Source organism: Pseudomonas sp. 2 (genome assembly GCF_056627435.1).
The window spans coordinates 94,211-120,794 of sequence record NZ_JBWXNG010000017.1; the positions used below are offsets into that span (position 1 = coordinate 94,211).

Annotated in this window: 23 protein-coding genes; 19 read left to right on the forward strand and 4 right to left on the reverse strand. The window is 62.6% G+C overall.

The window, feature by feature from the left end:
• Positions 1–638: 638 nt before the first annotated feature.
• From rluC to sppA, 3 genes are read left to right on the forward strand one after another with little or no spacing between them, the layout of a single operon-like run.
• The gene (gene rluC, locus AC1MEK_RS24055) at positions 639–1,598 is read left to right on the forward strand and encodes a 23S rRNA pseudouridine(955/2504/2580) synthase RluC (RefSeq protein WP_480398774.1); all 960 of its coding nucleotides are present in this window, start codon (positions 639–641) and stop codon (positions 1,596–1,598) included.
• On the forward strand, positions 1,588–2,250 hold the full coding sequence (locus AC1MEK_RS24060; protein ID WP_480398775.1) for an HAD-IA family hydrolase: 663 nt from the start codon (positions 1,588–1,590) through the stop codon (positions 2,248–2,250). The genes rluC and AC1MEK_RS24060 overlap by 11 nt, the downstream gene beginning before the upstream one ends.
• Before the next feature lie 25 nt (positions 2,251–2,275).
• A complete protein-coding gene (gene sppA / locus AC1MEK_RS24065) occupies positions 2,276–3,268 on the forward strand; it encodes a signal peptide peptidase SppA (RefSeq protein WP_480398776.1) in 993 nt (330 codons plus the stop codon).
• Positions 3,269–3,443: 175 nt separating this feature from the next.
• On the opposite strand, the gene AC1MEK_RS24070 is transcribed toward sppA, so the two are convergent.
• Positions 3,444–4,022 (reverse strand): Maf family protein, encoded by a 579-nt coding sequence (locus tag AC1MEK_RS24070; protein ID WP_480398777.1) that lies wholly within the window; start codon positions 4,020–4,022, stop codon positions 3,444–3,446.
• 106 nt (positions 4,023–4,128) lie between these two features.
• Between AC1MEK_RS24070 and AC1MEK_RS24075 the strand changes: the two genes are divergently transcribed.
• The 10 genes from AC1MEK_RS24075 (at position 4,129) to tmk (ending at position 12,218) form a co-directional block, all read left to right on the forward strand.
• Positions 4,129–4,656, forward strand: coding sequence for a YceD family protein (locus AC1MEK_RS24075; RefSeq protein ID WP_480398778.1), 528 nt, complete (start codon positions 4,129–4,131; stop codon positions 4,654–4,656).
• Positions 4,657–4,669: 13 nt separating this feature from the next.
• Positions 4,670–4,852: a 50S ribosomal protein L32 gene (gene rpmF, locus AC1MEK_RS24080; protein WP_003179396.1), complete on the forward strand. Its 183-nt coding sequence runs from the start codon at positions 4,670–4,672 to the stop codon at positions 4,850–4,852.
• 4 nt (positions 4,853–4,856) lie between these two features.
• Positions 4,857–5,864 carry a phosphate acyltransferase PlsX gene (plsX, locus tag AC1MEK_RS24085; protein ID WP_480398779.1) on the forward strand — a complete coding sequence of 336 codons (1,008 nt, stop codon included), beginning with the start codon at positions 4,857–4,859 and terminating at the stop codon, positions 5,862–5,864.
• 127 nt (positions 5,865–5,991) lie between these two features.
• Positions 5,992–6,930: an ACP S-malonyltransferase gene (fabD, locus tag AC1MEK_RS24090; RefSeq protein WP_480398780.1), complete on the forward strand. Its 939-nt coding sequence runs from the start codon at positions 5,992–5,994 to the stop codon at positions 6,928–6,930.
• 16 nt (positions 6,931–6,946) lie between these two features.
• Positions 6,947–7,684, forward strand: coding sequence for a 3-oxoacyl-ACP reductase FabG (gene fabG, locus AC1MEK_RS24095; protein WP_480398781.1), 738 nt, complete (start codon positions 6,947–6,949; stop codon positions 7,682–7,684).
• 186 nt (positions 7,685–7,870) lie between these two features.
• The gene (gene acpP / locus AC1MEK_RS24100) at positions 7,871–8,107 is read left to right on the forward strand and encodes an acyl carrier protein (RefSeq protein WP_457365190.1); all 237 of its coding nucleotides are present in this window, start codon (positions 7,871–7,873) and stop codon (positions 8,105–8,107) included.
• Between the two features lie 107 nt (positions 8,108–8,214).
• The gene (gene fabF, locus AC1MEK_RS24105) at positions 8,215–9,459 is read left to right on the forward strand and encodes a beta-ketoacyl-ACP synthase II (protein ID WP_480398782.1); all 1,245 of its coding nucleotides are present in this window, start codon (positions 8,215–8,217) and stop codon (positions 9,457–9,459) included.
• Positions 9,456–10,274 (forward strand): aminodeoxychorismate lyase, encoded by an 819-nt coding sequence (gene pabC / locus AC1MEK_RS24110; protein WP_480398783.1) that lies wholly within the window; start codon positions 9,456–9,458, stop codon positions 10,272–10,274. The genes fabF and pabC overlap by 4 nt, the downstream gene beginning before the upstream one ends.
• A gap of 3 nt (positions 10,275–10,277) precedes the next feature.
• Positions 10,278–11,531 (forward strand): endolytic transglycosylase MltG, encoded by a 1,254-nt coding sequence (mltG, locus tag AC1MEK_RS24115; RefSeq protein WP_480398784.1) that lies wholly within the window; start codon positions 10,278–10,280, stop codon positions 11,529–11,531.
• A 54-nt stretch (positions 11,532–11,585) separates the two neighbouring features.
• Positions 11,586–12,218 (forward strand): dTMP kinase, encoded by a 633-nt coding sequence (tmk, locus tag AC1MEK_RS24120; protein WP_480398785.1) that lies wholly within the window; start codon positions 11,586–11,588, stop codon positions 12,216–12,218.
• Between the two features lie 31 nt (positions 12,219–12,249).
• Here the strand turns inward: tmk and AC1MEK_RS24125 are convergent, their stop codons facing one another.
• The 3 genes from AC1MEK_RS24125 to AC1MEK_RS24135 form a co-directional block, all read right to left on the reverse strand.
• The gene (locus AC1MEK_RS24125) at positions 12,250–12,618 is read right to left on the reverse strand and encodes a response regulator transcription factor (protein WP_480398786.1); all 369 of its coding nucleotides are present in this window, start codon (positions 12,616–12,618) and stop codon (positions 12,250–12,252) included.
• 102 nt (positions 12,619–12,720) lie between these two features.
• The gene (locus AC1MEK_RS24130) at positions 12,721–13,356 is read right to left on the reverse strand and encodes a response regulator transcription factor (RefSeq protein WP_480398787.1); all 636 of its coding nucleotides are present in this window, start codon (positions 13,354–13,356) and stop codon (positions 12,721–12,723) included.
• A 217-nt stretch (positions 13,357–13,573) separates the two neighbouring features.
• Positions 13,574–14,512 carry a LysR substrate-binding domain-containing protein gene (locus AC1MEK_RS24135; RefSeq protein ID WP_480398788.1) on the reverse strand — a complete coding sequence of 313 codons (939 nt, stop codon included), beginning with the start codon at positions 14,510–14,512 and terminating at the stop codon, positions 13,574–13,576.
• A 372-nt stretch (positions 14,513–14,884) separates the two neighbouring features.
• On the opposite strand from AC1MEK_RS24135, the gene AC1MEK_RS24140 reads away from it, so the two are divergent.
• The 6 genes from AC1MEK_RS24140 (at position 14,885) to AC1MEK_RS24165 (ending at position 26,499) form a co-directional block, all read left to right on the forward strand.
• On the forward strand, positions 14,885–15,628 hold the full coding sequence (locus AC1MEK_RS24140) for an SDR family NAD(P)-dependent oxidoreductase (protein ID WP_480398789.1): 744 nt from the start codon (positions 14,885–14,887) through the stop codon (positions 15,626–15,628).
• A 180-nt stretch (positions 15,629–15,808) separates the two neighbouring features.
• Positions 15,809–16,354 carry a YbhB/YbcL family Raf kinase inhibitor-like protein gene (locus tag AC1MEK_RS24145; protein WP_480398814.1) on the forward strand — a complete coding sequence of 182 codons (546 nt, stop codon included), beginning with the start codon at positions 15,809–15,811 and terminating at the stop codon, positions 16,352–16,354.
• 184 nt (positions 16,355–16,538) lie between these two features.
• On the forward strand, positions 16,539–22,022 hold the full coding sequence (locus AC1MEK_RS24150) for a trifunctional serine/threonine-protein kinase/ATP-binding protein/sensor histidine kinase (protein ID WP_480398815.1): 5,484 nt from the start codon (positions 16,539–16,541) through the stop codon (positions 22,020–22,022).
• Positions 22,023–22,137: 115 nt separating this feature from the next.
• Positions 22,138–23,142, forward strand: coding sequence for a GlxA family transcriptional regulator (locus tag AC1MEK_RS24155; RefSeq protein ID WP_480398790.1), 1,005 nt, complete (start codon positions 22,138–22,140; stop codon positions 23,140–23,142).
• Positions 23,143–23,449: 307 nt separating this feature from the next.
• Positions 23,450–23,917 (forward strand): hypothetical protein, encoded by a 468-nt coding sequence (locus AC1MEK_RS24160; RefSeq protein WP_480398791.1) that lies wholly within the window; start codon positions 23,450–23,452, stop codon positions 23,915–23,917.
• A gap of 302 nt (positions 23,918–24,219) precedes the next feature.
• Positions 24,220–26,499, forward strand: coding sequence for a nitric-oxide reductase large subunit (locus AC1MEK_RS24165; protein WP_480398792.1), 2,280 nt, complete (start codon positions 24,220–24,222; stop codon positions 26,497–26,499).
• Positions 26,500–26,584 lie beyond the last annotated feature (85 nt).

Genomic DNA, 26,584 nt, shown 5'->3' on the forward strand with positions numbered 1-26,584 from the left:
CGTCAGGAGTGCTTGAACACTCCAGTGTCTAACGAGGTCCGGCCAGATGGGCCGGCGTCGCGACGACGTTCCTGCTTGCTGTGGTGACAAATGACACCCTGTCAGCAAAAGCTTTGTCAGGAGGAGGAATCAACCATCGGTAGCGGACGGGGTTAATCGTCTGGTAAAGCCTTGTGCTACACAGTCCGACGGTTGTGCGTCTCCACCCCACACGTATCCCTGATAATTCGGGTGCTGCCGCGCGCTGAATCCGCAGCGGGTTGCATTTACGCGATCTTCGTAGGGAAGTTCGCCGCTCATGGCTCAAATCAAGGCATGGTTTGCGAAACTTTCGCCCGGATCGATCACCAGCGACTGCACTTTGTGAACTGCCCTTGAACGTGGGCCTCGATGGCGAGTGTGTCACTCTGCGATCGGGCTTGTTTCAGGCCTCATGTCACCTGCGCTCGTTACGCTTGCTGACCTTCCGTTGTCACCGAAAGCCCCGTGGGACGGCCTCGCGCCCCGGTGAATTGCGTTGGTCAGGGCCGGCTGTGTTGCCGCTTGTCCGCTGTCCAGGCCGCTTTTGGCGGCGTTCGCGACTATAGCAGCAATCATTAAGTGCTTCAAATCCATAAAAAATTGTTATGATTTGCGGCATGACGAATTCTACCCCTCCAACCCCCGGCGTCCAGCTGGTAGAGGTTGCCCCGGAACTTGCCGGCCAACGCATCGATAATTTTCTGATCACGTACCTCAAGGGCGTTCCCAAGACCTTGATTTACCGCATATTGCGCAAGGGCGAAGTGCGAGTGAACAAGGGTCGGATCAAGCCGGAGTACAAGCTTCAGGCAGGCGATATCGTGCGCGTTCCACCCGTTCGGGTGCCCGAGCGCGACGAGCCCGTGCCAGTGGCACAAGGCCTGCTGCAGCGGCTGGAAGCGGCCATCGTCTACGAAGACAAGGGCCTGATCGTGCTGAACAAGCCCGCTGGCATCGCGGTTCACGGCGGCAGCGGCCTGAGTTTCGGGGTGATCGAAGCCTTTCGTCAGTTGCGTCCCGACGCCAAGGAGCTGGAACTGGTGCATCGCCTGGACCGGGATACGTCCGGCCTGTTGATGATCGCCAAGAAGCGCAGCATGTTGCGCCACCTGCACGAGCAGTTGCGCGGTGATGGCGTCGACAAGCGTTACATGGCGCTGGTGCGTGGGCACTGGGCCACCTCGCAGAAGCAGGTCCGCGCGCCGCTGCTCAAGAGCAACCTGCGCTCCGGCGAGCGTATGGTCGAGGTGAGCGATGAAGGCAAGGAAGCGCTGACGCTGTTCAAGGTGCTGCGCCGCTTCGGCGATTTCGCCACGATGGTCGAGGCGCGCCCGATCACTGGCCGCACCCATCAGATTCGTGTGCACGCCCTGCACGCCGGGCACAGCATTGCCGGTGACAGCAAATACGGCGACGAGGATTTCACCCGCGAGATTCGTGATCTGGGCGGCAAACGCCTGTTCCTGCACGCCTATGCCCTGGTCGTGCCGCTGCCCGATGGCGGCAAGATTGAGCTGACCGCGCCCGTCGATGAAATGTGGGCCAGTACCGTGGAGCGATTGCTCAGTGCGCCCTGATTACGAACTGCTGATTTTCGACTGGGACGGCACGCTGTCCGACTCCATTGGCCGGATCGTCGTGGCGATGCGTGACGCGGCCGAGCTGGCCGGGCGCCCGGTGCGCGACGATGCGGCGATCAAGGGCATCATCGGTCTGGGCCTGCCGGAAGCAATTCGCACGCTGTATCCGGACATCACCGCCAATGACCTGATCGATTTCCGCCAGCATTACGCCGATCGCTACATGGCGATGGACGTCGAGCCTTCGAAGCTGTTCGACGGCGTTCGCGAGTCGCTCGAGGCATTTCGCGCCGAGGGGTATCGCATGGCGGTGGCCACCGGCAAGGCGCGGCGGGGGCTGGATCGGGTGCTCAAGGCTCACGGCTGGCAGGATTATTTCGACGCCACCCGGGCGGCGGATGAAACCGCCAGCAAGCCTGACCCTCTGATGCTCAACGAAATCATGGCCCATTGCGGCGTCAAGCCTGAGAAGTCGCTGATGGTGGGCGATGCGTCGTTCGACCTGATGATGGCGCGCAACGCTGGCATGGATTCGGTCGCAGTCGGTTACGGCGCCCAGGCGCTGGATTCGCTGCGCCAGTACGAGCCGCGGCTGGCCATCGAACACTTTTCCGAGTTGCGCACCTGGCTGGGTGTGCGCACGGCCTAATCTCTGTAGTCGGGGTAATTGACCTATGTCGGACGAATGGAAATCACCGTCTTCGCAAGCGCGCGACGATTCGGGTGACGCAAAAAACTGGAAGCTGCTGGAGAAAACCCTGCTGGCAGGCGTGCAGGAGCAGCGCCGCTCCCGTCGCTGGGGGATCTTTTTCAAATCCCTGACCTTCGTTTATCTGTTCGTGGCCCTGGCGATGTTTTCGCCGCTGATGGACCTGGGCAAAGGCGCCTCGCGCAAGAGCAGCCACACTGCGCTGATCGAAGTCAAAGGCATGATCGCCGACACCGAGGCGGCCAGCGCCGACAATATCGTCGGGAGCCTGCGCGCGGCTTTCGAGGACGAGAAGACCAAGGGCGTGATCCTGCGCATCAACAGCCCGGGTGGCAGCCCGGTGCAGTCGGGTTACATCTACGACGAAATCAAGCGACTGCGCGCCAAGAAGCCGAATATCAAGGTGTACGCGGTGATCTCCGATCTGGGGGCGTCCGGTGCGTACTACATCGCCAGCGCCGCCGACGAGATCTACGCCGACAAGGCCAGCCTGGTGGGCTCCATTGGTGTGACAGCGGCCAGTTTCGGCTTTGTCGGCACCATGGAAAAGCTGGGCGTGGATCGTCGCGTCTACACCTCCGGCGAGCACAAGGCGTTCCTTGACCCGTTCCAGCCGCAGAAACCTGATGAAACCGCGTTCTGGCAGGGCGTGCTGGACACCACCCACAAGCAGTTCATCGCCAGCGTGAAGGCCGGTCGTGGTGATCGTCTGAAGGACAAGGACCATCCTGAACTGTTCTCGGGCCTGGTCTGGACCGGCGAGCAGGCGGTGGGTCTTGGGCTGGTGGATGGCCTGGGTAGCGCCAGCTATGTGGCTCGCGAGGTGATTGGCGAGAAAGAAATGGTCGATTACACCGTGCAGGAGTCGCCGTTCGATCGCTTCTCCAAGAAGCTGGGCTCCAGCGTCGCGGAGAAAATCGCGATGTGGGCGGGATTCGGTGGGCCGTCGCTGCGCTGATCCATCCGTGTAAAAAGAAAACCCGGCCATTGGTCGGGTTTTTCTATGGGCGATTAACACGCCGCACCGTAGCAGCACGGCTTGCCGGCGGGGCGGTCTCAAGATCGCTCCCGCTGGCAAGCCATGCTGCTACGGGGGATGTGTATCCGGCCCGGTTGGGCGTGTTGATCAGGGTTCAGGGTACGGCCACGCCCTCGGCCGTCAGCATATCCACCAGCCTTATTAAAGGAAGGCCGATCAGGCTGGTGGCGTCCGCGCCTTCGGTGGCGCGGAACAGGCTCACGCCCAGCCCTTCGGCCTTGAAGCTGCCGGCACAGTCGTAAGGCTGCTCGGCATTGAGGTAGCGGGTGATGCGCGCCTGATCCAGTTCGCGCATGTGCACGGTGAACGGAACGCAATCGACCTGGCATTGCCCGGTCTGGCTGTTGTACAGCGCAAGGCCGGTCAGGAAAGTCACGCTGTTGCCGCTGCAGGCACTCAGTTGCTCCAGGGCGCGTTCGAAGCTGTGCGGCTTGCCGAGTATCCGCTCGCCGAGCACGGCCACCTGGTCGGAGCCGATGATCAGATGATCAGGAAAACGCTCTGACAGCGCCTTGGCCTTTTCTCGGGCGAGGCGCTTGACCAGTTCGACGGCGGCCTCGCCGGGGCGATGGCTTTCATCGATGTCGGGCGATGCACAGACGAACGGCAGGCGCAGGCGTTCGAGCAGTTCACGGCGGTAAGAGGAGCTGGAGGCAAGGAGCAGAGGCAGCATGGGGTTCTCCGAAACATGAAAGTCGAGTGTAATCAGCAGGTCAGGTTGCGAACAGCCCTGAATTTCCTTTGACAGTCAGAGGGCGCGTCCCTAGAATGCTGCGCCTATGTTGAATGACCCGATTCCACCTCACGTTGACCCGCGCAAATTGGCTGATCGCGGCGCTACCCTCAAAGGGGAGTTGCTGCTGGCCGATTTGGAGAGACTCTGCGACCCGCTTGCTGACAATCTCGGTACAGTGCAGGCGAAATTCGTTTTTGAACGCGACGAGCGACGCGCCGTGGTTATCCACAGCGACATCGACGTCGAGGTCAAAATGGTTTGCCAGCGTTGTCTTGAGCTGGTCACCCTGCCGATCCACAGCGAATGCAGTTACGCCGTGGTGAAAGAGGGTGCAAACACCCAGTCGTTGCCCAAAGGCTATGACGTACTGGAACTCGGCGAAGATCCATTGGATCTGCTGGCGTTGATCGAGGACGAGCTTCTGCTCGCCTTGCCCATTGTGCCTGCTCATGATCCTAAAGAATGCCAGCAGCCGGCGGGCCTCGATGAGCCCGAGCCGAGCGTGGACGAGGTAACGCGGTCCAACCCGTTCAGTGTATTGGCGCAGTTAAAGCGTGACCCAAACGTTTAGGAGTTAATCAATTATGGCTGTTCAGCAGAACAAAAAATCCCGCTCTGCCCGTGACATGCGCCGTTCCCACGACGCGCTCGAGGCTAGCACCCTGTCCGTAGAAAAGACCACCGGTGAAGTTCACCTGCGTCACCACGTATCGCCAGAAGGCGTATACCGTGGCCGTAAAGTGATCGACAAGGGCGCTGACGAGTAATTTCTTGTCCGCTCCGGTCATCGCGATCGACGCAATGGGCGGGGACTTCGGTCCCCGCAACATTGTTCAGGCCAGCATTGCCTGTTTGCTCGCGAACCCCTCGCTCCACCTGACCCTCGTCGGTCACGCCTCCCTTCTTGAAGAGCTCATTGCACACCATTCCGGTGTCGATCGATCGCGCCTGCACGTCGTTCATGCCAGCGAAGTCATCACCATGGATGACAAACCGGCCCTGGCGCTGCGTGGCAAGCCCGATTCGTCCATGCGCGTGGCGCTGCGGCTATTAGCCGAAGGCCATGTCAAAGCGTGCGTAAGCGCAGGCAACACCGGGGCGTTGATGGCGCTTTCCCGCTTCGTGCTCAAGACATTGCCCGGCATCGATCGCCCGGCGATGGTGGCGGCCATTCCCACCCAGCGTGGTTATTGTCAGCTGCTGGACCTGGGCGCGAACGTCGATTGCAGCGCGGAGAACCTCTATCAGTTCGCCGTGATGGGCTCGGTGGCCGCCGAAGCGTTGAGTGTGCCGCGACCCAGGGTCGCACTGCTCAATGTCGGCACCGAAGACATCAAGGGCAATCAGCAGGTCAAGCTGGCCGCCAGTCTGTTGCAGGCGGCGCCCAACCTCAATTACGTGGGGTTCGTCGAAGGCGACGGGCTGTATCGCGGCGAGGCCGATGTGGTGGTGTGCGACGGGTTCGTCGGCAATATCCTGCTCAAGTCCAGCGAAGGCCTGGCCACCATGATCGGTGAGCGAATCGAAACATTGTTCCGTCAGAATGTGCTGTCCAAGGCGGTCGGCGCATTGGCGATGCCGTTGCTCAAGCGCCTCAAGGCGGATCTGGCGCCCGCGCGGCACAATGGCGCGAGCCTGCTCGGCCTGCAGGGCATCGTGGTCAAGAGCCACGGCTCGGCCGGGGTGCAGGGCTTTCAGAGCGCTATCGAGCGTGCGCTGATCGAGATTCAGGAAAACCTTCCGCAGCGCCTTCATGGGCGTCTGGAAGACTTGCTGTAGGTGTCTTGAGCTAGAATGTGACCCTTGTGACTGCTCGGTCATCCAAAGATGCAGTTGCAACACTTTGAATTTACTCGCGTTCGACTCGTTCGCACGCGCTTTCGACGACAATAATCAGGGGCTTTTCATGTCTGCTTCCGTCGCTTTCGTTTTTCCGGGCCAGGGCTCGCAGTCCCTCGGCATGCTCGCCGAGCTGGGCGCGCAGTACCCGTTGGTGCTGGATACGTTCAAAGAAGCCTCCGACGCCTTGGGCTATGACCTCTGGGCGCTGACCCAGCAGGGTCCTGAAGAAAACCTCAATCAGACCGACAAGACCCAGCCGGCCATTCTGACCGCATCGATCGCCCTGTGGCGTCTGTGGCTGGCCGAAGGCGGCGCGCGTCCGGCATTCGTCGCCGGTCACAGCCTGGGCGAGTACAGCGCGCTGGTCGCCGCTGGCAGCCTGTCGCTGGGCGACGCAGTCAAGCTGGTGGAGCGTCGCGGCCAACTGATGCAGGAAGCCGTACCGGCCGGGCAGGGCGGCATGGCCGCCATCCTTGGCCTGGAAGATGCCGACGTGATCGCCGCCTGTGCAGAAGCTGCACAAGGTGAAGTGGTCAGCGCGGTGAACTTCAACTCGCCAGGCCAGGTGGTCATCGCCGGCACCAAGGCCGCGGTCGACCGCGCCATCGAGATCTGCAAGGCCAAGGGCGCCAAGCGCGCACTGCCGCTGCCGGTCAGCGTGCCGTCGCACTGCGAACTGATGCGCCCGGCGGCCGAGCGTTTTGCCGAGTCCGTGGCTGCCATCGCCTGGCAGGCGCCGCAGATCCCGCTGGTGCAAAACGTCACCGCCAGCGTGCCGGCCGACCTGGACACGCTGAAAACCGATTTGCTGCAACAACTCTACAAGCCGGTTCGCTGGGTCGAATCGGTTCAGGCACTGGCCGCCAAGGGCGCGCTGCAACTGGTCGAGTGCGGCCCGGGCAAGGTGCTGGCCGGCCTGAACAAGCGTTGCGCCGATGGCGTCAACACCTACAACCTCAATACCCCGGATGCCTTCGCCGCCACCCGCGCGGCGCTGGCCTGATTAAGGAGACGCTCACATGAGTCAGGGTAAAGTTGCACTGGTCACCGGCGCGAGCCGTGGCATTGGCCGGGCCATCGCTCTGGAACTGGGTCGTGCCGGTCTGACGGTCGTGGGTACCGCGACGTCCGACGCCGGTGCCGAGAAGATCACCGCCTACTTCAAGGAAAATGGCGTCGAGGGCTTCGGCCTGGCGCTGGACGTGGGCAGCGACGAGTCGGTCAATGCCGTACTGGCGCAGATCACCGAGCGCGTTGGCGCGCCGTTGATCCTGGTCAACAATGCCGGCATCACCCGTGACAACCTGATGATGCGCATGAAGGACGACGAGTGGCATGACGTCATCAACACCAACCTGACCAGCCTGTATCGCCTGTCCAAGGGCGTTCTGCGCGGCATGACCAAGGCCCGTTGGGGCCGAATCATCAGCATTGGCTCGGTGGTGGGTGCCATGGGCAACGCAGGTCAAGTAAACTACGCCGCCGCGAAAGCGGGCCTTGAAGGTTTCAGCCGCGCGCTGGCCCGTGAAGTCGGTTCGCGGTCGGTGACCGTGAACTCGGTGACCCCGGGCTTTATCGACACCGATATGACCCGCGAGCTGCCAGAGGCACAACGTGATTCCCTGACGGCCCAGATTCCGCTGGGTCGGCTGGGGCAGGCCGAAGAGATCGCGCACGTGGTCGCTTTTCTTGCCTCGGAAGGTGCAGGCTACGTTACCGGGGCTACAATCCCCGTGAACGGCGGCATGTACATGTGACTCCCCGTATCGAAAAAATGTCATACGGGCTGTCTAAAATCCGTTATAAAGCTGAAATCTATTAATGGGTCGAGGGTCGATGGGCATAGCGGGAATTGCGTTGAGCTTGAAAAGCGCAAAACCTCTTCTATACACTTACCCACCGGCCAGCTGCCCGAATTTGTCCACTAGGAGTTAAAACACGGTATGAGCACCATCGAAGAGCGCGTCAAGAAAATCGTTGCCGAACAACTTGGCGTCAAGGAAGAGGAAGTGGTAAACACTGCTTCTTTCGTTGAAGACCTGGGTGCCGACTCCCTTGACACCGTTGAGCTGGTAATGGCTCTGGAAGAGGAATTCGAGACCGAAATCCCAGACGAAGAAGCCGAGAAGATCACCACTGTTCAAGCTGCTATCGATTACGTCAACGCCCATCAGGGTTAAGATTCTGTAATCGTTGCTTGCTGTCATGGGAAAACCGCACTGCCTCAGGCGTGCGGTTTTTTCTTTAAACAGGGCAGCGTTTCGTCAATAGAAATAAGGAGAGTCCTGTGTCGCGTAGACGCGTCGTGGTCACCGGTATGGGTATGCTGACGCCATTGGGCAACGATGTGCCCAGCACCTGGCAAGGCATTCTGGCCGGCCAGAGTGGCATTGGCCCCATCGAACACACGGACCTTTCGGCTTACACGACCCGCTTCGGCGGCTCGGTCAAGGGATTCAAGGTCGAAGAGTATCTGTCGCCCAAAGAGGCGCGCCGTCTCGATCTCTTCATTCAATACGGTCTGGCGGCCAGCTTCCAGGCGGTGCGCAATGCCGGTATTGAAATCACTGACGCCAACCGTGAGCGCGTCGGCGTTGCCATGGGCTCGGGTATCGGCGGTCTGACCAATATCGAGAACACGGCCCGCATGATGCAGGATCAGGGCCCTGGCAAGATCTCCCCGTTCTTCGTACCGGGTTCGATCATCAACATGATTTCCGGCTTCCTGTCGATCCATCTGGGCGCACAGGGACCCAACTACGCCATCGCCACCGCGTGCACCACCAGTACGCATTGCATCGGCATGGCGGCACGCAATATCGCCTACGACGAAGCCGACGTGATGATCGCCGGTGGCGCCGAAATGGCGGCCTGCGGTCTGGGCATGGGCGGCTTCGGCGCTTCGCGCGCACTGTCGACCCGCAACGATGAGCCGGCCCGTGCCAGCCGTCCGTGGGACAAGGGCCGTGATGGCTTCGTGCTGTCCGATGGCGCCGGTGCCCTGGTGCTCGAAGAGCTGGAACACGCCAAGGCGCGTGGCGCCACCATCTACGCCGAGATCATCGGCTTCGGCATGAGCGGCGATGCGTTCCACATGACCTCGCCACCCGAAGACGGTGCCGGTGCGGCGCGTTGCATCGCCAACGCCCTGCGTGATGCGAAGATCACCCCGGAGCAGGTGCAGTACATCAACGCTCACGGTACCTCTACCCCGGCGGGCGACCTGGCGGAAGTCAACGCGATCAAGTCGGTGTTCGGCGAGCATGCCTACAAGCTGGCGGTCAGTTCGACCAAGTCCATGACCGGTCACCTGTTGGGTGCGGCGGGAGCGATCGAAGCGATCATCAGCGTGCTGGCGATCAACGGCCAGGTGGCGCCACCGACCATCAACCTGGATGAACCGGGTGAAGGTTGCGATCTGGACTTCGTGCCCCACGAGCCACGCCGCATGCCGATCGATGTCGTGGTCTCCAACTCCTTCGGCTTTGGTGGCACCAACGGCTCGCTGGTGTTCCGCCGGTACGCCGAATGACCCTGAGCTGGATCGATGGTGCGCCGGGCGACTCGCTGTCCGTCAAGGACCGCGGGCTGGCCTATGGCGACGGCCTGTTCGAGACCATCCTGGTCAAGGCAGGCCAGCCATTGCTGTTCGAGCGTCATCTGCAGCGTCTTGCGCTGGGTGTACGGCGCCTGGCGCTGAATCTGGACATGGCGCTGGCCGAGGCCGAGTGTCGGGCATTCGCCGCGCAACTGGGCGACGGGGTGATGAAACTGATCGTCACCCGTGGCGACGGCGTGCGCGGTTATGCACCGGGAGTCGATGCCCAGGCGCGGCGCATCCTGCAGGGCAGCCCGCTGCCTGCCTACCCGGCGGCGAATGCCGAGCAAGGCATCAAGCTGTTTGCCTGCCGTACGCGTCTGGCCGAACAACCGCTGCTGGCCGGGCTCAAGCATCTGAACCGGCTGGAGCAGGTCATGGCCCGCGGTGAGTGGCGCGATGCCGATCACGCCGAGGGGCTGATGCGTGACACCTCGGGACGGATCATCGAGGGCGTCTACAGCAATCTGTTTCTGGTCAAGGGTGGTGTGCTGCTCACCCCGGAGCTGAGCCGCTGTGGCGTGGCCGGGGTCATGCGTGGCGAATTGCTCGCACTGGCCGAGCAGATCAACCTGCCGGCCCGGGCGCTGGACCTGCAACTCGCGGATTTGCAAAAGGCCGACGAAGTGTTCGTCTGCAACAGCGTTTATGGCATCTGGCCGGTTCTTGGCTTCGAGCAACTGAACTGGCCCGCCGGGCCTGTCACCCGTAAACTGCAAAACCTTGTACGCGGGCTTCTGGATATCTGATTCGTGATCCGAAAATTATTCGTCTTGCTGGAAACAGGTGTGGTTCTGGCGGGGCTATTGCTGGGTCTGGCCTGGTGGCAGCAGAACAACGCGCTGCAGCAACCCTTGAAATTGACCCAGGAGCAACTCCTCGACGTGCAGTCTGGCGCGTCGCCTACCGGGGTGCTCAATCGTCTGCAGGCCGAAGGCGTGATCAAGGATGCGTTCTGGCTGCGCCTTTACTGGCGTTTCAACCTGTCCGGCCAGGCCCTGCACAGCGGTGAATACCGCATGACGCCGGGCATGGACGCGCGTTCGCTGTTGGGCCTGTGGGAACGCGGCGAAGTGGTGCAATACAGCCTGACCTTGGTCGAAGGCTGGACCTTCCGTCAGGTGCGCGCCGCCCTGGGCAAGCAGGCCAAGCTCGAGCAGACCCTGAGCAACCTGAGCGACAGCGAGCTGATGGCGAAGATCGGCCATCCAAATGTGTTCCCCGAAGGTCGCTTCTTCCCTGACACTTACCGTTACACCCGCGGCATGACCGACGCTGAGTTGCTCAAGCAGGCCTACAACCGCCTGGACGATGTCCTGCAGGATGAGTGGGAAAAACGCGCGGCCGAAGCGCCTTATACCGACCCGTATCAGGCTCTGATCATGGCCTCGCTGGTGGAAAAGGAAACCGGTGTGCCCCAAGAGCGCGGGCAGATCGCCGGTGTGTTCGTGCGCCGCCTGCAACAGGGCATGCTCCTGCAGACCGACCCGACCGTGATCTATGGCCTGGGGGAGCGTTACAACGGCAAGATCACCCGCGCCTTCCTCAAAGAAGCCACGCCCTACAACACCTACGTGATTTCCGGCCTGCCGCCGACGCCGATTTCCATGGTCGGGCGCGAGGCGATCCATGCGGCGATGAACCCGGTGCCGGGCAACAGCCTGTACTTTGTCGCCCGAGGCGATGGCAGCCATGTGTTCTCGGCCGATCTGGATGCGCACAATGCCGCGGTCAAGGAATTCCAGCTCAAGCGCCGCGCGGACTATCGTTCCAGCCCTGCGCCGATAACCGCGCCGGCGGTCGATCCGGCCACGCCCGTGGACAAGGCCGCGGACAAGCCGGCAGAGGAGCCCATTCCCGCGCCTGAAGCGTCGGTCCCGCGCATCCCTGAGTCCGAGCCGGTGCCAGAGCCGGACAAGAATGGCAAAACCCCGGAAGCCCCGGCTGTCGATCAGCCCGCACCTGCGGCCGACAGCGATGCAGCGGCGCCGAAAAAGGGCGAATGAGCCCGCCACCCCGCGGGCCCGGTGGCGCACGCGTTTGAACGACAGGATCGGTACATGTCCAAAGGTTGTCTGATTGTTTGTGATGGAAATAACGGCGCAGGCAAGTCGTCCGTCATTCGTGATATCCAGAGCCAGCTAACGGCCCTTGGCCATGAGGTGATCGTCACCCGCGAGCCGGGCGGCACGGTTATCGGCGAGAAAATCAGGGAAGTGGTGCTGGACCCGGCCACCCCCGAGCTGTGCGACACCACCGAGTTGCTGCTGTTTGCCGCTGCCCGCGCCCAGCACTTGAAGGAAAAGATCATCCCGGCCATCGCGGCGGGCAAGATCGTGGTCTGTGACCGCTTCACCCCCGCGACCATCGCCTTCCAGCACTTTGGCCGAGGCCTGCCGCTGGAACTGGTCAAGAACATCAATGACTTCGCCCTGCAGGGCTTCGCTCCGGACCTGAACATCATTCTCGATGTCGACCCGGTGGTCGGCATGCAGCGGGTGTCCTCGCGCGGCGAAGGGCTGGACCGCATGGAGATGCAAAAGCTCGAATTCCTCTCCCGGGCCCGCGATGGTTTCCTGGCTCAGGCCCGGGAGAAACCGGCAAGCTTCGTGGTGATCGACGCCTCGCAGCCGTTCGAGCAGGTGGCGCAAGCGGTGAGGGCGGTGGTCCTGGGGCTCGTTTCAAGCCTCTAGCCGCTCAGGCCTCTGGCCAGGCTGCGTGTGCTCAAGCGCCCAGGGCGTTGTCCAGGCATTCGATCAGTCGCTGCCCGTCGAACGGCTTGGTCAAGTAGCAGCAGGCCTGCAACGTTGTGGCAGCCTGGCGTGGCGCCCAATCGGCGGAAGCGGTGATGAAGATGACCGGCGTCTCGTGCCCCCGGGCGCGAAGCTGTTGGTACATCTGCAACCCGCTCATGCCCGGCATCTGGATATCGGACACCAGGCAATCGACGCCGGGGATCATTGCCGAGGCCAGGAAACTTTCGGCATCCCCATACAGGCAGACGCCATAGCCGTATGAACGCAGCAGGCTGTCCAGCGATGATCGGACGTGCTCGTCGTCATCGACGACGGCGATGAGTGGGCGGGTAACCAAGTGCGCTGCCTTCCATTGAGAATGGTCGAGTCTACAGACTGTCCCTGCCTGTACCTTACCCCCGGCGGGTCGATGCCGATTTAATACGTGGGTATAGAGATTTCAGCTTTCCTGTCTGGATTTCAGGGTTTCGGCCATGCGCACCAGTTCGGCGAAGGTTCGGGCGCACATTTTCTTCATCACGTTGGATCGATGAATCTTGACCGTGATTTCGCTGAGGCACACTTCACTGGCGATCTGTTTGTTCATCAGGCCCGACGCAGCCATGGCCATGATTTCCTGCTCCCGGGCGCTCAAGGTCTGATAGCGAGCGGTGAGCTGGTTCAGGGCCTTGCGGGTCTCACGCTGTTGCGCGTCCTTGCGCAGGGCGATGCCGACGGCGTCCAGCAGGTCCTGTTCGCGAAAGGGTTTGGCCAGAAAATCGACGGCACCGGCCTTCATCGCCTTGACCGACATCGCAATGTCGCCATAGCCGGTCATGAACACGATGGGCAGGGTTTCCCGGGCCTTGACCAGTTGATGCTGAAAGTCCAGACCGCTGATGCCTTGCAGCCGGACATCCAGCAACAGGCAACTATTGGAGTCGGGTCTTTTGAAACGCAGAAACTCTGCCACCGAGGCAAAGAGTTCGACACGCCAGCCAATCGAACGCAACAGACTGCTCAATGACTCGCGCAACAGTTGATCGTCATCGACGATATACACGCAGGCAGTATCGGTCAGCGCTTTTTTGCTCATCGGGCTGTTCATTTATTATTGCCTTGGTCCGGTGCCACAAGGGGAAGTTACTGATCGGTGCAATACAAATTGGCCAGCGTCGATTGTCCCGTACAGGTTGACCGGACAAATAAACGCCGATGGCCAGATATAAAGACCCGTTGTAATTCTATGAGTCAGCCCCAGGATGAGGTATGACGAAAACCCCGGAATTCCTGCCAAACAGTGATCTGGTCCGTCAGGCAGCGACCGTGGACAGCTGATGCGAGGTGCCATCGCTGAGGAATTCGCGCAGGCGCGAGCGCAACCAGCGTTCGGCCGGATCCTTGTCGGCCACGGCGCGCCAGGCCATGGACAGCTCGAAGCCGTTCATTTGCAGCGGCACCTGCTCGGCGCGCAATCCGCTGTACGCCGCCATCGAGGTGGCCACGTAGTCCGGCACCACGGCCAGCAGGTCGCTGTCTTTCAACAGGACCGCCAGGGCGCTGAACTGGGGGACGTCGAGCACGACGTGGCGGTTGCGCGAAACCTTGTCCAGCGCCCGGTCGACATCGGTGACCAGATGACTCATGGAGGAAATCGTCGCATGGGGCCGGCTGCAGAACTCCTCCAGGCTCAACGCGCCACCGCTGGTGTCCGCACGCAGGACCATCGGCTTGATCATGCGCAGGAACTTGCGCCGGGCTGCTGCAGGCAGGTCACAGGTGTGGCTGATGCCTACGGAAATCGAGCCATCCACCAGCAGGCTCGACATGCGCTGGCTGTCGGTGTGCTGGACCACCAGCCTGACGCCGGGTGCCTCGGCCCGCAGGCGACTGAGGAACGAAGGCAGCAGCCCGTATTCGACATCGTCCGACAGCCCGATGTGGAAGGTGCCGTTGCTGTCCGCCGGAACGAAATCCCAGGCCTGGCTCAAGGTGGTGGCGATCGTGTCGAGCATCGGCGCAAGGATTTCAAACAGGTCGTGGGCCCGCGCGGTCGGCTCCATGTAGCGGCCATTGCGCACGAACAGCGGGTCGGCAAACATTGCGCGCAGGCGCGACAGGGCATTGCTGACGGCGGGCTGGCCGAGAAAGAGTTTTTCGCCAACGCGGCTGACGTTGCGCTCGTGCATCAGGGCTTCGAAGATGACGAGCAGGCTCATGTCTGTGCGACGCAAATCATTTCGACTAAGCATTTCGACCTCTTGGCGAGTGGCCGCGGCGAAGTGAGGCAGATGATCGCCTGAAGAATGAATGAGGGATTTGCTGCAATACGGCTCAGGGCTAATGTATGCCTGGCCGGTGGTGTTGTCGTTCATGCACACGTCCATCGTTCTAGCGCAGGAGTGTGCTCGCGTCATACTTGTGTATATCGCCGTAGTTACCGCCTCTGGCACTTGATGGGCAGTGGTCAAATCGACTCTGCAGAGTCTTAATGACTCTTGAAGTTGCCGGGTCAATATGACTCTTGAGTCGTAATATCCCTGATTTCCCGCTCTTATAAAAATGGCACGGTTTCTGATGACGCTAATGAACGATGTATCAACTAGCGCCATAAGGGAGTGACCATGGAAAACAACTTCAACAACCGTCTTGCGGTGGTGACAGGGGCCAGTTCCGGAATTGGTCTGGCGTTGACTGAACGCCTGCTGCGGGCCGGTGCCACCGTGATTGCGATGAACCGTCATCAAGGCGGGCTGGACCGCCTGCGCGGCCTATATGCCGACACGCTGCATTGGCTGCCGGGCAATGTGACCGAACGCAGCGACCTCGATCGCCTGGCCCACTATGCGCGGGACATCGCGCCGGTGGATTTCGTGGTGCCCAATGCCGGCGTGGCGATGCTGGCCACCGGCACCCATGACATGGCCTTCGATCAGCAATGGGCGGTGAACGGGGCGGGTGCGCTGAATACGGTGGCGGCACTGGCCGGGCAACTGGCCAAGCCTGCATCAGTGGTGTTCACCGGCACGTTTCTGTCGCGCCTGGCGTTTCCGGGCCTGGCTGCCTACATCGCCTCCAAGACCGCGCTGATCAGCCATGCGCGCACCCTGGCCGTTGAAATGGCGGCTGCGGGCGTGCGGGTCAACGTGGTCTCGCCCGGGCCCACTGCCACGCCGATCTGGAACAGCTTGGGCATGCGCGATTCGGAACTGGCCGCTGTGGCGGATGCGGTGAATGCGCGGCTGCTCAATGGCAAGTTTCTCGAACCGGGCGCCGTGGCCGACACCATCATGTTCCTGCTGTCCGATGGCGCGCGGGCCATTCACGGGCAGGAAATCATCGTGGACGGTGGCTACACGCTGCGCTAGGTCCGCCCAGGCTCACTGGAACCATACCCGGGTGTGTCGGCGTCATACCTTGAGCAGTGTGCAGGCGGCGCGTGGAGTGGTCGGGCATCCCGATGGATGAACCGCATGTGCCAGTGGATAAGTGTTTCGCGCAGTGGCGCGACCTAAGGTGTCGGCTATCCAGCCACTGATGAGGTCGTGATGAAAATCAAACTGATGCCGCTTGCCCTGTGCATGAGCGTGTCGCTGGCCGGCCATGCCGCCGACTTTGCGCTTGAGAGTCCGGACATCGCCGATCAGCGCATGCTGACTGCGCGGGAGGTCTACCAGGGATTCGGATGCGAGGGCGGCAACACCTCCCCGCAGTTGTCCTGGCGCAATGCGCCGGCCGGCACCCAAAGCTACGCCGTCACCGTCTATGACCCGGATGCGCCGTCCGGTAGCGGCTGGTGGCACTGGACGGTGGTGAACATCCCGTCGTCCACCACGCGCCTGCCCAGCGGGGCAGGGGCCACGGTGCCGCTGCCCGCCGGGGCCATCCAGGGCCGCACCGACTACGGCCAGCCGGGCTTCGGCGGCGTCTGCCCGCCGGCCGGTGACAAACCGCACCGCTATCAATTCACGGTCTGGGCGCTGAAGGTGGCGAAGCTGCCGCTGGATGAGGAGGCCAGCGGCGCGCTGGTCGGTTTCATGGTCAGGGCCAACGCACTGGCCCACGCCACGATCACGCCCACCTACGGTCGCTGAGCGACCAGCGCCGCCCAAGGTTGGCTGTGTCTGGCGTAAAAGCAGGGGATTTCGTCATGGCTCGCGTGTCCGGCGCAGCGCTACTCTGCCCGGGCAGCCGGTGGATCGACGGGCCGGCCGCGTCGGCGCGAAGTCATCCTGCAGCATTTGAAAACACATGGTTCTGACGTCGATGGAAAAGACTCTGCAGTTACTCTGGGATGATGGCGAACGTGTGCTTTCCCGTGAGCGTCGGCCTGACGCCTCTGGCAGCGGCTGCGTGTTGATCGCCTGGCCCGCTGCCCGCCAACCCCTGCCCGATACCCTCGATCGCCTGGCCCGCGAATATGGCTTGCGCCAGCAATTGCAGGGCGACTGGGCGCTGCGCCCGCTGGAATTGTCGACAGGCGCCGGGCAGGTCCGGCTGGTGCTCGATGACTGCGGGGGAGAGCCGCTGGCCCGATTGCTCGACGCGCCGATGCCCACGGCGGTGTTCCTGCGTTTTGCGCTGGCTGTCGCAACCGCGCTGCGCAAGGTGCATCAACAGGGGCTGGTGCACAAAGACATCAAGCCTGCGCATATCTTCGTCAACTGCTTCGACGGTGGTGCCCGGCTGACCGGCTTCGGCCTGGCATCCCGGGCGCCTCGGCACCGGCAACAGCCCGAGCCGCCGGACACCTTGGCGGGCACGCTGGCCTACATGGCCCCGGAGCAGACCGGGCGCATGAACCGCTCCATCGATTGGCGCAGCGACCTGTATTCGCTGGGCGTGACCTTCTATCAGATGCTCACCGGGGCGCTGCCGTTCACTGCCGCCGAGCCGATGGAGTGGGTGCATTGCCACATCGCGAAAACGCCCGTGCCACCCAGCGAAAGACTGGCCGGCGTGCCGGCGACGCTGTGCCGGATCGTCATGAAACTGCTGGCCAAGAGTGCCGAGGAGCGCTACCAGACGGCGGCCGGTGTCGAGCATGATCTGCAGCGCTGCCTGAACCAGTGGCATCGCGACCAGCAGATCGATGCCTTCGCCCTGGATGAGCACAGCATCCACGACAGTCTGGTGTTCTCGGAAAAGCTCTACGGTCGCGAAACCGAGGTCGCCCGCCTGGCGGCCGCCTTCGAACGCTGTCGCACCCAAGGTACTGCGCAACTGGTGCTGGTGTCGGGGTACTCGGGCATCGGCAAGTCGTCGGTGGTCCACGAGCTGCACAAGATTCTGCTGCCGGCCCAGGGCCTGTTTGCCGCCGGCAAGTTCGATCAGTACCGGCGCGATATTCCGTTCGCCACGCTGGCGCAGGCGTTCAGCGGCCTGGTGCGGACCCTGCTGGGCAGCAACGGCGAACAATTGGCCAGGTGGCGTGACGCCTTGCGCGAGGCGCTGGGGCCCAACGCGCAATTGATCACCGACCTGATCCCCGAGCTGCGTCACATCATCGGGGAGCCACCGCCGGTGCCGGCCTTCGAGCCGCAGCAGGCGCAGCGCCGGTTCTTGCGGGTCTTGCGCCGCTTCATCGGGGTCTTCTCCCGGGCCGAGCATCCGCTGGTGCTGTTTCTCGACGATCTGCAGTGGCTCGATGCCGCGACCCTGGACCTGATCCCGAAGTTGTTGAGCAGCAAGGACCTGGGGCATCTGCTATTGGTCGGCGCCTATCGGCATAACGAAGTCGACGATGCTCATCCCCTGACGCGCACCTTCGAGGTCGTCCGTGATTCGGGCATTGACGTTGAAGAGATCGCGCTGGCCCCGCTGACTCAGGCGCACGCCGAGGCGCTGATCGCCGATGCCCTGAATTGCGTGCCGGGCAATGTTGCGCCGCTGGCCCGGCTGGTTCAGGACAAGACGGCCGGCAATCCGTTTTTCGCCATCCAGTTCCTCCATTCGCTGGCCGACGAGCGCTTGCTGAGCTTCGACCATGAGCTGCGGCAGTGGCGCTGGGACGCCCATCGCATCCATGCCAAGGGTTACACCGACAACGTCATCGACCTGATGGTCGGGCGGATCGTGCGCCTGCCCGCCGAGACACTGCAGGCCTTGCAGCAACTGGCCTGCCTGGGCAGGGGCGCCTCGGTCGCGACCCTGTCGACGGTACTCGACGCGCCCCAGGCGAAGGTGCACGCCTTGTTCTGGGAGGCGATTGGACAGGGCATGGTGGAGCGTCTGGGCGATGTCTATTCGTTCGTTCACGACCGGGTTCACGAGGCCGCGTACCTGCTGATGTCCGAGGCGTCCCGGGCGGCGCTGCACCTGCGGATCGGCCGGACCCTGGCCGCTCGACCCTGCGTGGCGCAGCGCCAGGACGCGCTGTTCGAGATCGTCGGCCATCTCAATCGCGGCGCCGCGCTGATCAGCCTGCCGCGAGAGCTTGAGCAACTGGCGCAGTTGAATCTGCTGGCCGGCCAGCGGGCGAAGGCCTCGACCGCCTACGGCCCGGCGCTGGCCTATTTCTGTGCCGGTATCCAGTTGCTGGCCGGGGACAGCAGCGATCGGCACGCGCTGGAATTCGCGTTGCAGATCAACTGCGCCGAGTGCGAGTTTCTCACGGGGCAGATCCGTGCCGCCGACCTGCGCCTGTCGAGTCTGTCAGCGCGCTCCGGCACAACGGTGGAGCGCGCCGAAATCGCCTGCCTGCACATCGACGTCTGCCTGTTGCTCAACAGCAACGACCGGGCGGTGAGCGTGTGCCTGGACTACCTGCGGCACGTCGGCATCGACTGGTCGGCGCACCCGCAGGATCAGCTGGTCAGGACTGAATACGAGCAGATTCAGGTATTGCTTGGCGAACGCAGTATCCCCGCGCTGCTCGATCTGGCGCCCATGCAGGACGAGGTCGCGCTGGCCACCCTCAGGGCGTTGATCACGCTGTTCTCGCCGGCCCTGCACACCGATCAGAACCTGGCGTGCCTGACCGTGTGCAAGGCGGTCAACCTGAGTCTGGTGCACGGCAACAGCGATGCCTCCTGTGTGGCCTACGCCAACCTGGCGCGGATTGCCGGACCGCGTTTCGGCGACTACCCGGCGGGCTTTCAGTTCGGTCGTCTGGGTTGTGATCTCGTCGAGCGGCGCGGGCTGGATCGTTATGCCGCGCGCACCTACCTGGCGTACGTGCTGTTCGTCAGCCGCTGGGCCAGCCCCGTGCGCGATTGCAGCGGGTTGCTCAATCGCGCCTTCGACGCCGCCAATCACGTGGGCGACCTGCCGTTTGCGGCGTTCTCCAGCAACATTCTGGTGTCCAACCAGTTGTTCGCCGGCGAGCCGCTGCGCCAGTTGCAGGCCGATGCCGAACAGGCGCTGGACTACACCCGCAAGGTGCGTTTCGGGCTGGTGACCGACTTTCTGGAAAACCAGTTGGCGCTGATCCGCATGCTGCGCGGCTTGACCCCGGCCTTCGGTTGCCTGGACGACGAGTTTTTCAGCGAGGCGCGTTTTCAGGCGCGTCTGCAGCACAGCTCCAAAGTGCTCGCCGGCTGGTACTGGGTGCGCAAACTGCAGGCCTGTTATCTGGCGGGGGAGTACCAGGCCGCCGTGCAGGCGGCTCGCCATGCCGAGCCGCTGGTTGCGGTTTCTCACTCGTTTCTCGAAGAGGTCGAATACCACTTCTATGGCGCGCTGGCGATCGTCGGCCTGTGCGATGAACTGGCGCTTGCCGATCGGCAGCAGCATGTGCTCGCGTTGGCCGCCTTCCACAAGGCGCTTGCGGGCTGGGCCGGGTTGTGCCCGGAAAACTTCGACTGCCATTACGCACTGGTCAATGCGGAAATCGCCCGCATCGAGGGCCGCCCGCTCGATGCTCAGGCCCGCTATGAGCAGGCCATCGAAACGGCCCGGCAACGGGGCTTCGTGCAGATCGAGGCGCTGGCCAACGAGCGGGCCTCCTACTTTTACTCGGCCCGTGGCCTGGCGAAGATCGCCCGGTTGTACCTGCAGGATGCGCGCTACGGCTACCTGCGTTGGGGCGCGGAGGGCAAGGTCAGGCAACTGGATGATGCGTTCGCCCTGGCCGGCTGTGAGCAGGCCGCCGCCAACCCCACGGCCACCATCGCCACGCCCGTGGAGCATCTTGATCTGGCGACCGTCTTGCGGGTGTCCCAGGCAGTGTCCAGCGATATCGTCCTGGAAAAGTTGATCGACATGATCATGCGCACGGCCATCGAGCAGGCTGGCGCGGTGCGTGGGTTGTTGATCCTGCTTGAGCATGATCGGCCTGTCATCGCCGCCGAGGCCGCGGTGGAAATGGGCACCACCCAGCTGCGCCTCACCAGCCGGTTGCCGGACGCCACGCTGCTGCCCGAATCGGTGCTCAACCATGTGCTGCGCACCCGCGAAAGCGTGGTGCTGGACAACGCCGCGATCCACATGCTGTTTGCCTCCGATCCCTACATTCAGCGCCACCAGGTGCGCTCGGTGCTGTGCCTGGCGCTGATGAATCAGGCCAAGCTCACCGGTGCGCTGTACCTGGAGAACAACCTCGCCGTGCAGGTGTTCAACTCCGCGCGCATCACGGTGCTCAAGCTGCTCGCGTCCCAGGCGGCGATCTCGCTGGAAAACGCGCGGCTGTATCGCGAGATCGCCGATCGCGAAGCGCGGATTCGCCGGCTGGTCGATGCCAACATCATCGGCATTGTGGTGTGGACCACCGACGGCGAAGTGATCGACGCCAACGACGCGTTTTTGCAGATGCTCGGTTACCAGCGCGAGGATGTCGTGGCCAGGCGCCTGCGCTGGCTGGACCTGACCCCGCTGGAGTTCCAGGGCATCTGCCAGCAGGCCATGCTCGATGCGGTCGAGCATGGGCGTGCCAGCCCGTTCGAAAAGGAGTACCTGAGAAAGGACGGCAGCCGTTTGCCGGTGATCGTCGGGCTGGCGATGGTCGAGGTGGGGCACACCGACGGGGTGGCTTTCGTGCTCGACCTGACCGAGCGCAAGCAGGCTGAGAAGCGCATCAGCGAGAGCGAGCAACGTTATCGCCAGGTGCTCACCGAACTGGCCCACGCCAACCGCGTCGCGACCATGGGGCAGTTGGTGGCGTCGGTGGCCCATGAGGTCAGCCAGCCGGTGGCGGCAGCGCTGAACAACGCCCATGCCGCCCTGCGCTGGCTGGGGGCGCAACCGCCGGATTTTGCCGAGGTCCGCCAGGCGCTCAACGGCATCACCCGCGACGGGAAACGCGCGGCAGATGTGCTGGGGCGGATTCGCGGGCTGATCCGCAAGGCGCCGCCACACCGCGAGCCGGTGAGCATCAACCTGGCGATTCAGGAGATGGTCGACCTGACCGGCAGCCAGGCGGCGGCGAACGGCATCGTCATCCAGACCCGGCTGACGGGAGGCTTGCCTGCGGTGCATGGCGATCGTGTCGAGTTGCAGCAGGTGTTGCTCAATCTGATCGTCAACGCGCTGGAAGCGATGACCCAGAGCGACAGCCCGACCCGCGAACTGTCGGTGCGCTCCGAGCATGGCGAGCGCGACGAGGTGGTCATCAGCGTGTCCGATTCCGGACCCGGTTTCGCGCTGGCCGATACCGAGCAGATCTTCACGCCGTTCTACACCACCAAGTCCACGGGGCTGGGGATGGGCCTGTCGATCTGCCGTTCGATCATCGAGGAGCATGGTGGGCGACTGTGGGCCGCGCCCAATCGGCCTTGTGGCGCGATCATCCGGTTCTCCCTGCGCGCCTGCATGGACGAGCCGTGACGTGCCGCGAGCGTCGTGGCAATCGTGCCTGACGTAGTGAAAATCCAAACCAAAGGATAGTAGAACGCGCTGCCGGGAGCCGCTCAGAATTCGGCTTTTCAGGGAGACTTGCTTCATGCCAGGTACTGCTCTTGCCACCCCGCCTGATCGTCCTCGCCGCGTGCTGTTTCTGGCTTTTCCGCAGATGGGTTTGCTCGATCTGGCCGGCGCCCAGACCGTGTTCTGGGCGGCGGACAAGGCGCTGCGCGAGCGCGGGATGCAGGGCTATGAACGCCCGGTGGCGAGTATTTCGGGGCGACGAATTCCCACCGCCGAAGGTGTGTCCGTCGCCTCTGTGCCGCTGTCGACGTTCGCCGATGAGCCGATCGACACGATCATCGTCCCGGGTGCTCCGCGGATCCTCCTCGCGCTGGACACAAACGCCGAGCTGGTTGACTGGCTGGCCTGCATCGCACCGCGGTCGCGGCGTACCGCTTCGGTGTGCACGGGCGCGTTCCTGCTGGCCGAGGCGGGGCTGCTGGAGGGCCGGCGTGCTGCGACGCACTGGGGCATGTGCGACAGCTTTATCGCGCGCTATCCGACCGTGGCAGTGGACAGGGATGCGATCTTCGTCGAGCAGGATCACATCTGGACTTCGGCAGGGGTGACCGCCGGGATCGACATGGCCCTGGCGCTGGTGCAGGCCGACTGCGGGCGCGAGATCGCGATGCAGGTGGCCCGTGAACTGGTGGTGTTCATGAAGCGCGCGGGCGGGCAATCCCAGTTCAGCCAGATGCTGCTCTCGCAAATGCACGACGGCGACGCCTTTGCCGACTTTCACCTGTGGCTGGTCGAGAACCTGTTTCGCGAAGACCTGGACGTCGATGCCATGGCGCGCCACGCCAACATGAGTGCGCGCAACTTCAGCCGGGTCTACAAGCAGAAAACCGGCCGCCCGCCGGCCAAGGCCCTGGAGCTTTTTCGCCTGGAAGCGGCGCGGCGCCTGCTGGAAGACTCGGACCGCAACATCAGCCAGATTTCGGCGGTGTGCGGGTTCGGCGACGAAGAGCGGATGCGCGTGACCTTCCAGCGTCATCTGGCGGTTTCCCCGCGCGACTATCGCAGCCGGTTCTCCCGTTGAAATCAGGTTTTATAAAATCGCTTATATATAAAACAGGATGGCGCGAATGCGATTGGCCAGAAACGAGGGGTATATGGCGCGCGTCTAATTGATTTGACGGTCGGCGGCTCGCTACTCTTTTTTCAACAACTCATTCGCCGGTTCTGCGGCGACGACGGAACGCTCTTCAATGCGCTGTGTATTGGAGAGACAGGCCGATAAGGATCATATCGTGGCAATAAATCCGTTAGACAATCTTTCGGTTTCGATCAGGGGCGCAAGTACTGGATCCCGTGCGTCGTCTTCCTCTTTCATCACCTCGCAGGTGTTGCGCGAACTGGGAAACAAGCCGGGCGTGCTGGATACCCAGGCGATGTCCAGAATGGGCCTGCAGGACAGTTTCAAGAACTTCGACGTGACCGATGTCAGCCCTGCGGACCTGGGCATGGTCAGCAAGAACCTCTATGCACTGGGGCTGATCGACAAGACCACGGCCAACCTGCTGGTGTCTGCCGGCACCTCGCTGGATGCGACCGGCAACCAGACCCGGCCGAACGTGCGCATCAACGCACTGGACTACTTCGCCTCGCGCATCGACAACCTGCGCAGCGCCAATGTCAACGGCAACGAATACGCCTTTCATGTGGTGCCGGATTACATCAAGGCGGTGTATGTGCTGCAGAACCTCGATGACTTCGCCAAAGAGGGGCAGCGTGCAAACAATGCACTATCGTCCGTGAGGAATCAGGCCAGCAATGTGCATGTCTCGCGTCCCGGGATCAATACCTGGGCGTAAGATTCGCACGTTCAAGTGTCTTGTTATGAAAGCCCCTTCAGTAGGGGCTTTTTTTGTATCTGACTTATGGAAAAAAGTGCTGAGTCATTTTGACGTCAAGTGTCGAAATGACTGCGTAAAAGAGGCGGTCATTATGACTGCGCTTCCATGAATATCCCGGATTTATTGAGTTTTTTGTCTGGCATGTTTTTTGAACTTTTCCCTGCCCGTTATTTAAAGGTCAGGACTTTCCATGAATAACTTCACTGCATCAGGGGCTGTATCGGCACCTGTTTTCGGCACCCTCACAGGAGGCGGACGCCATGGGTGAATACAAAAGACTCTGGTGGATGCTGCTGGGCGTTCTGGCGCTCACCTTTGGCTTGCTGGGCTGGTTCGGGCGGGAAATCTATCGTCAGGCGCCGCCTGTGCCGGCGCTGGTGCAAAGCAGCAACGGGCAGCCGCTGTTTACCGGCGACGACATCCTCGACGGCCAGACCGCCTGGCAGAGTGTCGGCGGCATGCAGCTGGGCTCGATCTGGGGGCACGGGGCGTATCAGGCGCCGGACTGGACGGCGGACTGGCTGCACCGGGAGCTGACGACCTGGCTGGAGCTGGCGGCCGAGCAGGATTACCAGACCTCCTTCGAGCAACTCGACGAGGGGGCGCGAGCATCCCTGCGCCAGCAGCTCAAGAATGAGTATCGCGCCAGTCAGCTGCGCGATCAGGTGCTGACGCTCAGCGAGCGACGTGTGTCGGCGATCGAGCGCACGACTCGTTACTACGTTTCGCTGTTCGGCGACGACCCGGGCTCCCATGAAAGCCGGGTTCACTTCGCCATGAAGGAGAACACGCTCCCCGATGCCACTCGCCGGCAGCAACTGACGCGGTTCTTCTTCTGGACGGCGTGGGCTGCGTCCACCGAGCGCCCAGGGCAGGTGGCGACTTACACCAACAACTGGCCCCATGAGCCGTTGATCGACAACCGGCCCACGGTCGAAAACGTGGTCTGGTCGGTGGTCAGTGTCGTCCTGCTGCTGGCAGGCATCGGCCTGCTGGTCTGGGGCTGGGCGTTTCTGCGCGACCACGACGAGCAACCTCTGCTGGCGCCTGCGCGAGATCCCCTGAGCCTGGTCGGGTTGACTCCGTCTCAGCAAGGGTTGGGCAAGTACCTGCTGCTGGTGGTGGCCTTGCTGGCGTTTCAGGTCATGGTCGGCGGGGCCACCGCGCACTACACGGTCGAAGGGCAGGAGTTCTACGGCATCTCGCTTTCCAGATGGTTTCCCTATTCGCTGATGCGCACCTGGCACCTGCAGAGCGCGGTGTTCTGGATCGCCACCGGGTTTCTCGCTGCCGGGTTGTTTCTGGCGCCGATCATCAACGGTGGCAAGGACCCGAAATGGCAAAGGGCAGGGGTGGACATCCTGTTCTGGGCACTGGTGTTCGTGGTGGTCGGCTCGTACGCCGGCAACTATCTGGCCATCGCCCAGCTCATGCCGCCGCAGTGGAATTTCTGGCTCGGTCATCAGGGCTATGAATACGTGGACCTGGGGCGCGTGTGGCAGTGGCTCAAGTTCGCCGGGATCGCCTTCTGGCTGGTGCTGATGTTGCGCTGCATCGTGCCGGCGCTGTACCGCCCTGGCGACCGAAACCTGCTGGCGCTGCTCGCTGCGTCTGTGGTTGCCATTGGCCTGTTCTACGGTGCGGGGCTGTTTTACGGCGAGCGCACCAACCTCTCGGTGATGGAGTACTGGCGCTGGTGGGTGGTGCATCTGTGGGTCGAAGGCTTCTTCGAGGTGTTCGCCACCACCGCACTGGCGTTCATTTTCTCCAGCATGGGGCTGGTGTCCTCGCGGATGGCCACCACCGCCAGCCTGGCGTCGGCCTCGCTGTTCATGCTCGGTGGCGTGCCCGGCACTTTCCACCACATCTACTTTTCCGGCACCACGACGCCGGTCATGGCGGTGGGCGCGACCTTCAGTGCGCTGGAAGTGGTGCCACTGATCGTGCTCGGCCACGAAGCCTGGGAGCACTGGCACCTCAGATCCCGGGCCGTGTGGATGGAGCGCGTGCGCTGGCCGCTGATGTTCTTCGTCACGGTAGCGTTTTGGAACATGCTCGGGGCCGGCGTCTTCGGCTTCATGATCAACCCGCCGCTCTCGCTGTATTACATCCAGGGCCTGAATACCACGGCGGTGCACGCCCATGCCGCGCTGTTCGGCGTGTATGGCTTCCTGGCGCTGGGCTTCATCCTGCTGGTATTGCGTTACATCCGGCCGGACCTGGTTTTCAACGAGGGGCTGATGAAGACCGCCTTCTGGTGCCTCAATGGCGGTCTGGCGTTGATGATTGGCGCAAGCCTGTTGCCCATCGGCCTGATCCAGTTCTACGCCAGCGTGAGCCAGGGGCTCTGGTATGCACGCAGCGAGGGGTTTATGCAGCAGGACATCCTGCAGACGCTGCGCTGGATCCGCACCTTCGGTGATGTGGTGTTCATCGTCGGCGTGGCGGCGGTTTGCTGGCAGGTGGTCAGCGGTGTTCTCGGTATTCAGCCGCGCAGGGCGATGAGCCGATCCGTGAGTGACGGACCCGGTGTCGAGTGACGCCTCGCAGGGCTCGCCTGCGGCGGGCCCTTTTTCCGTGGCAGGCATCGATTTCAGGGCAGCTTTCAAAGGCTTGCCTGCCCTG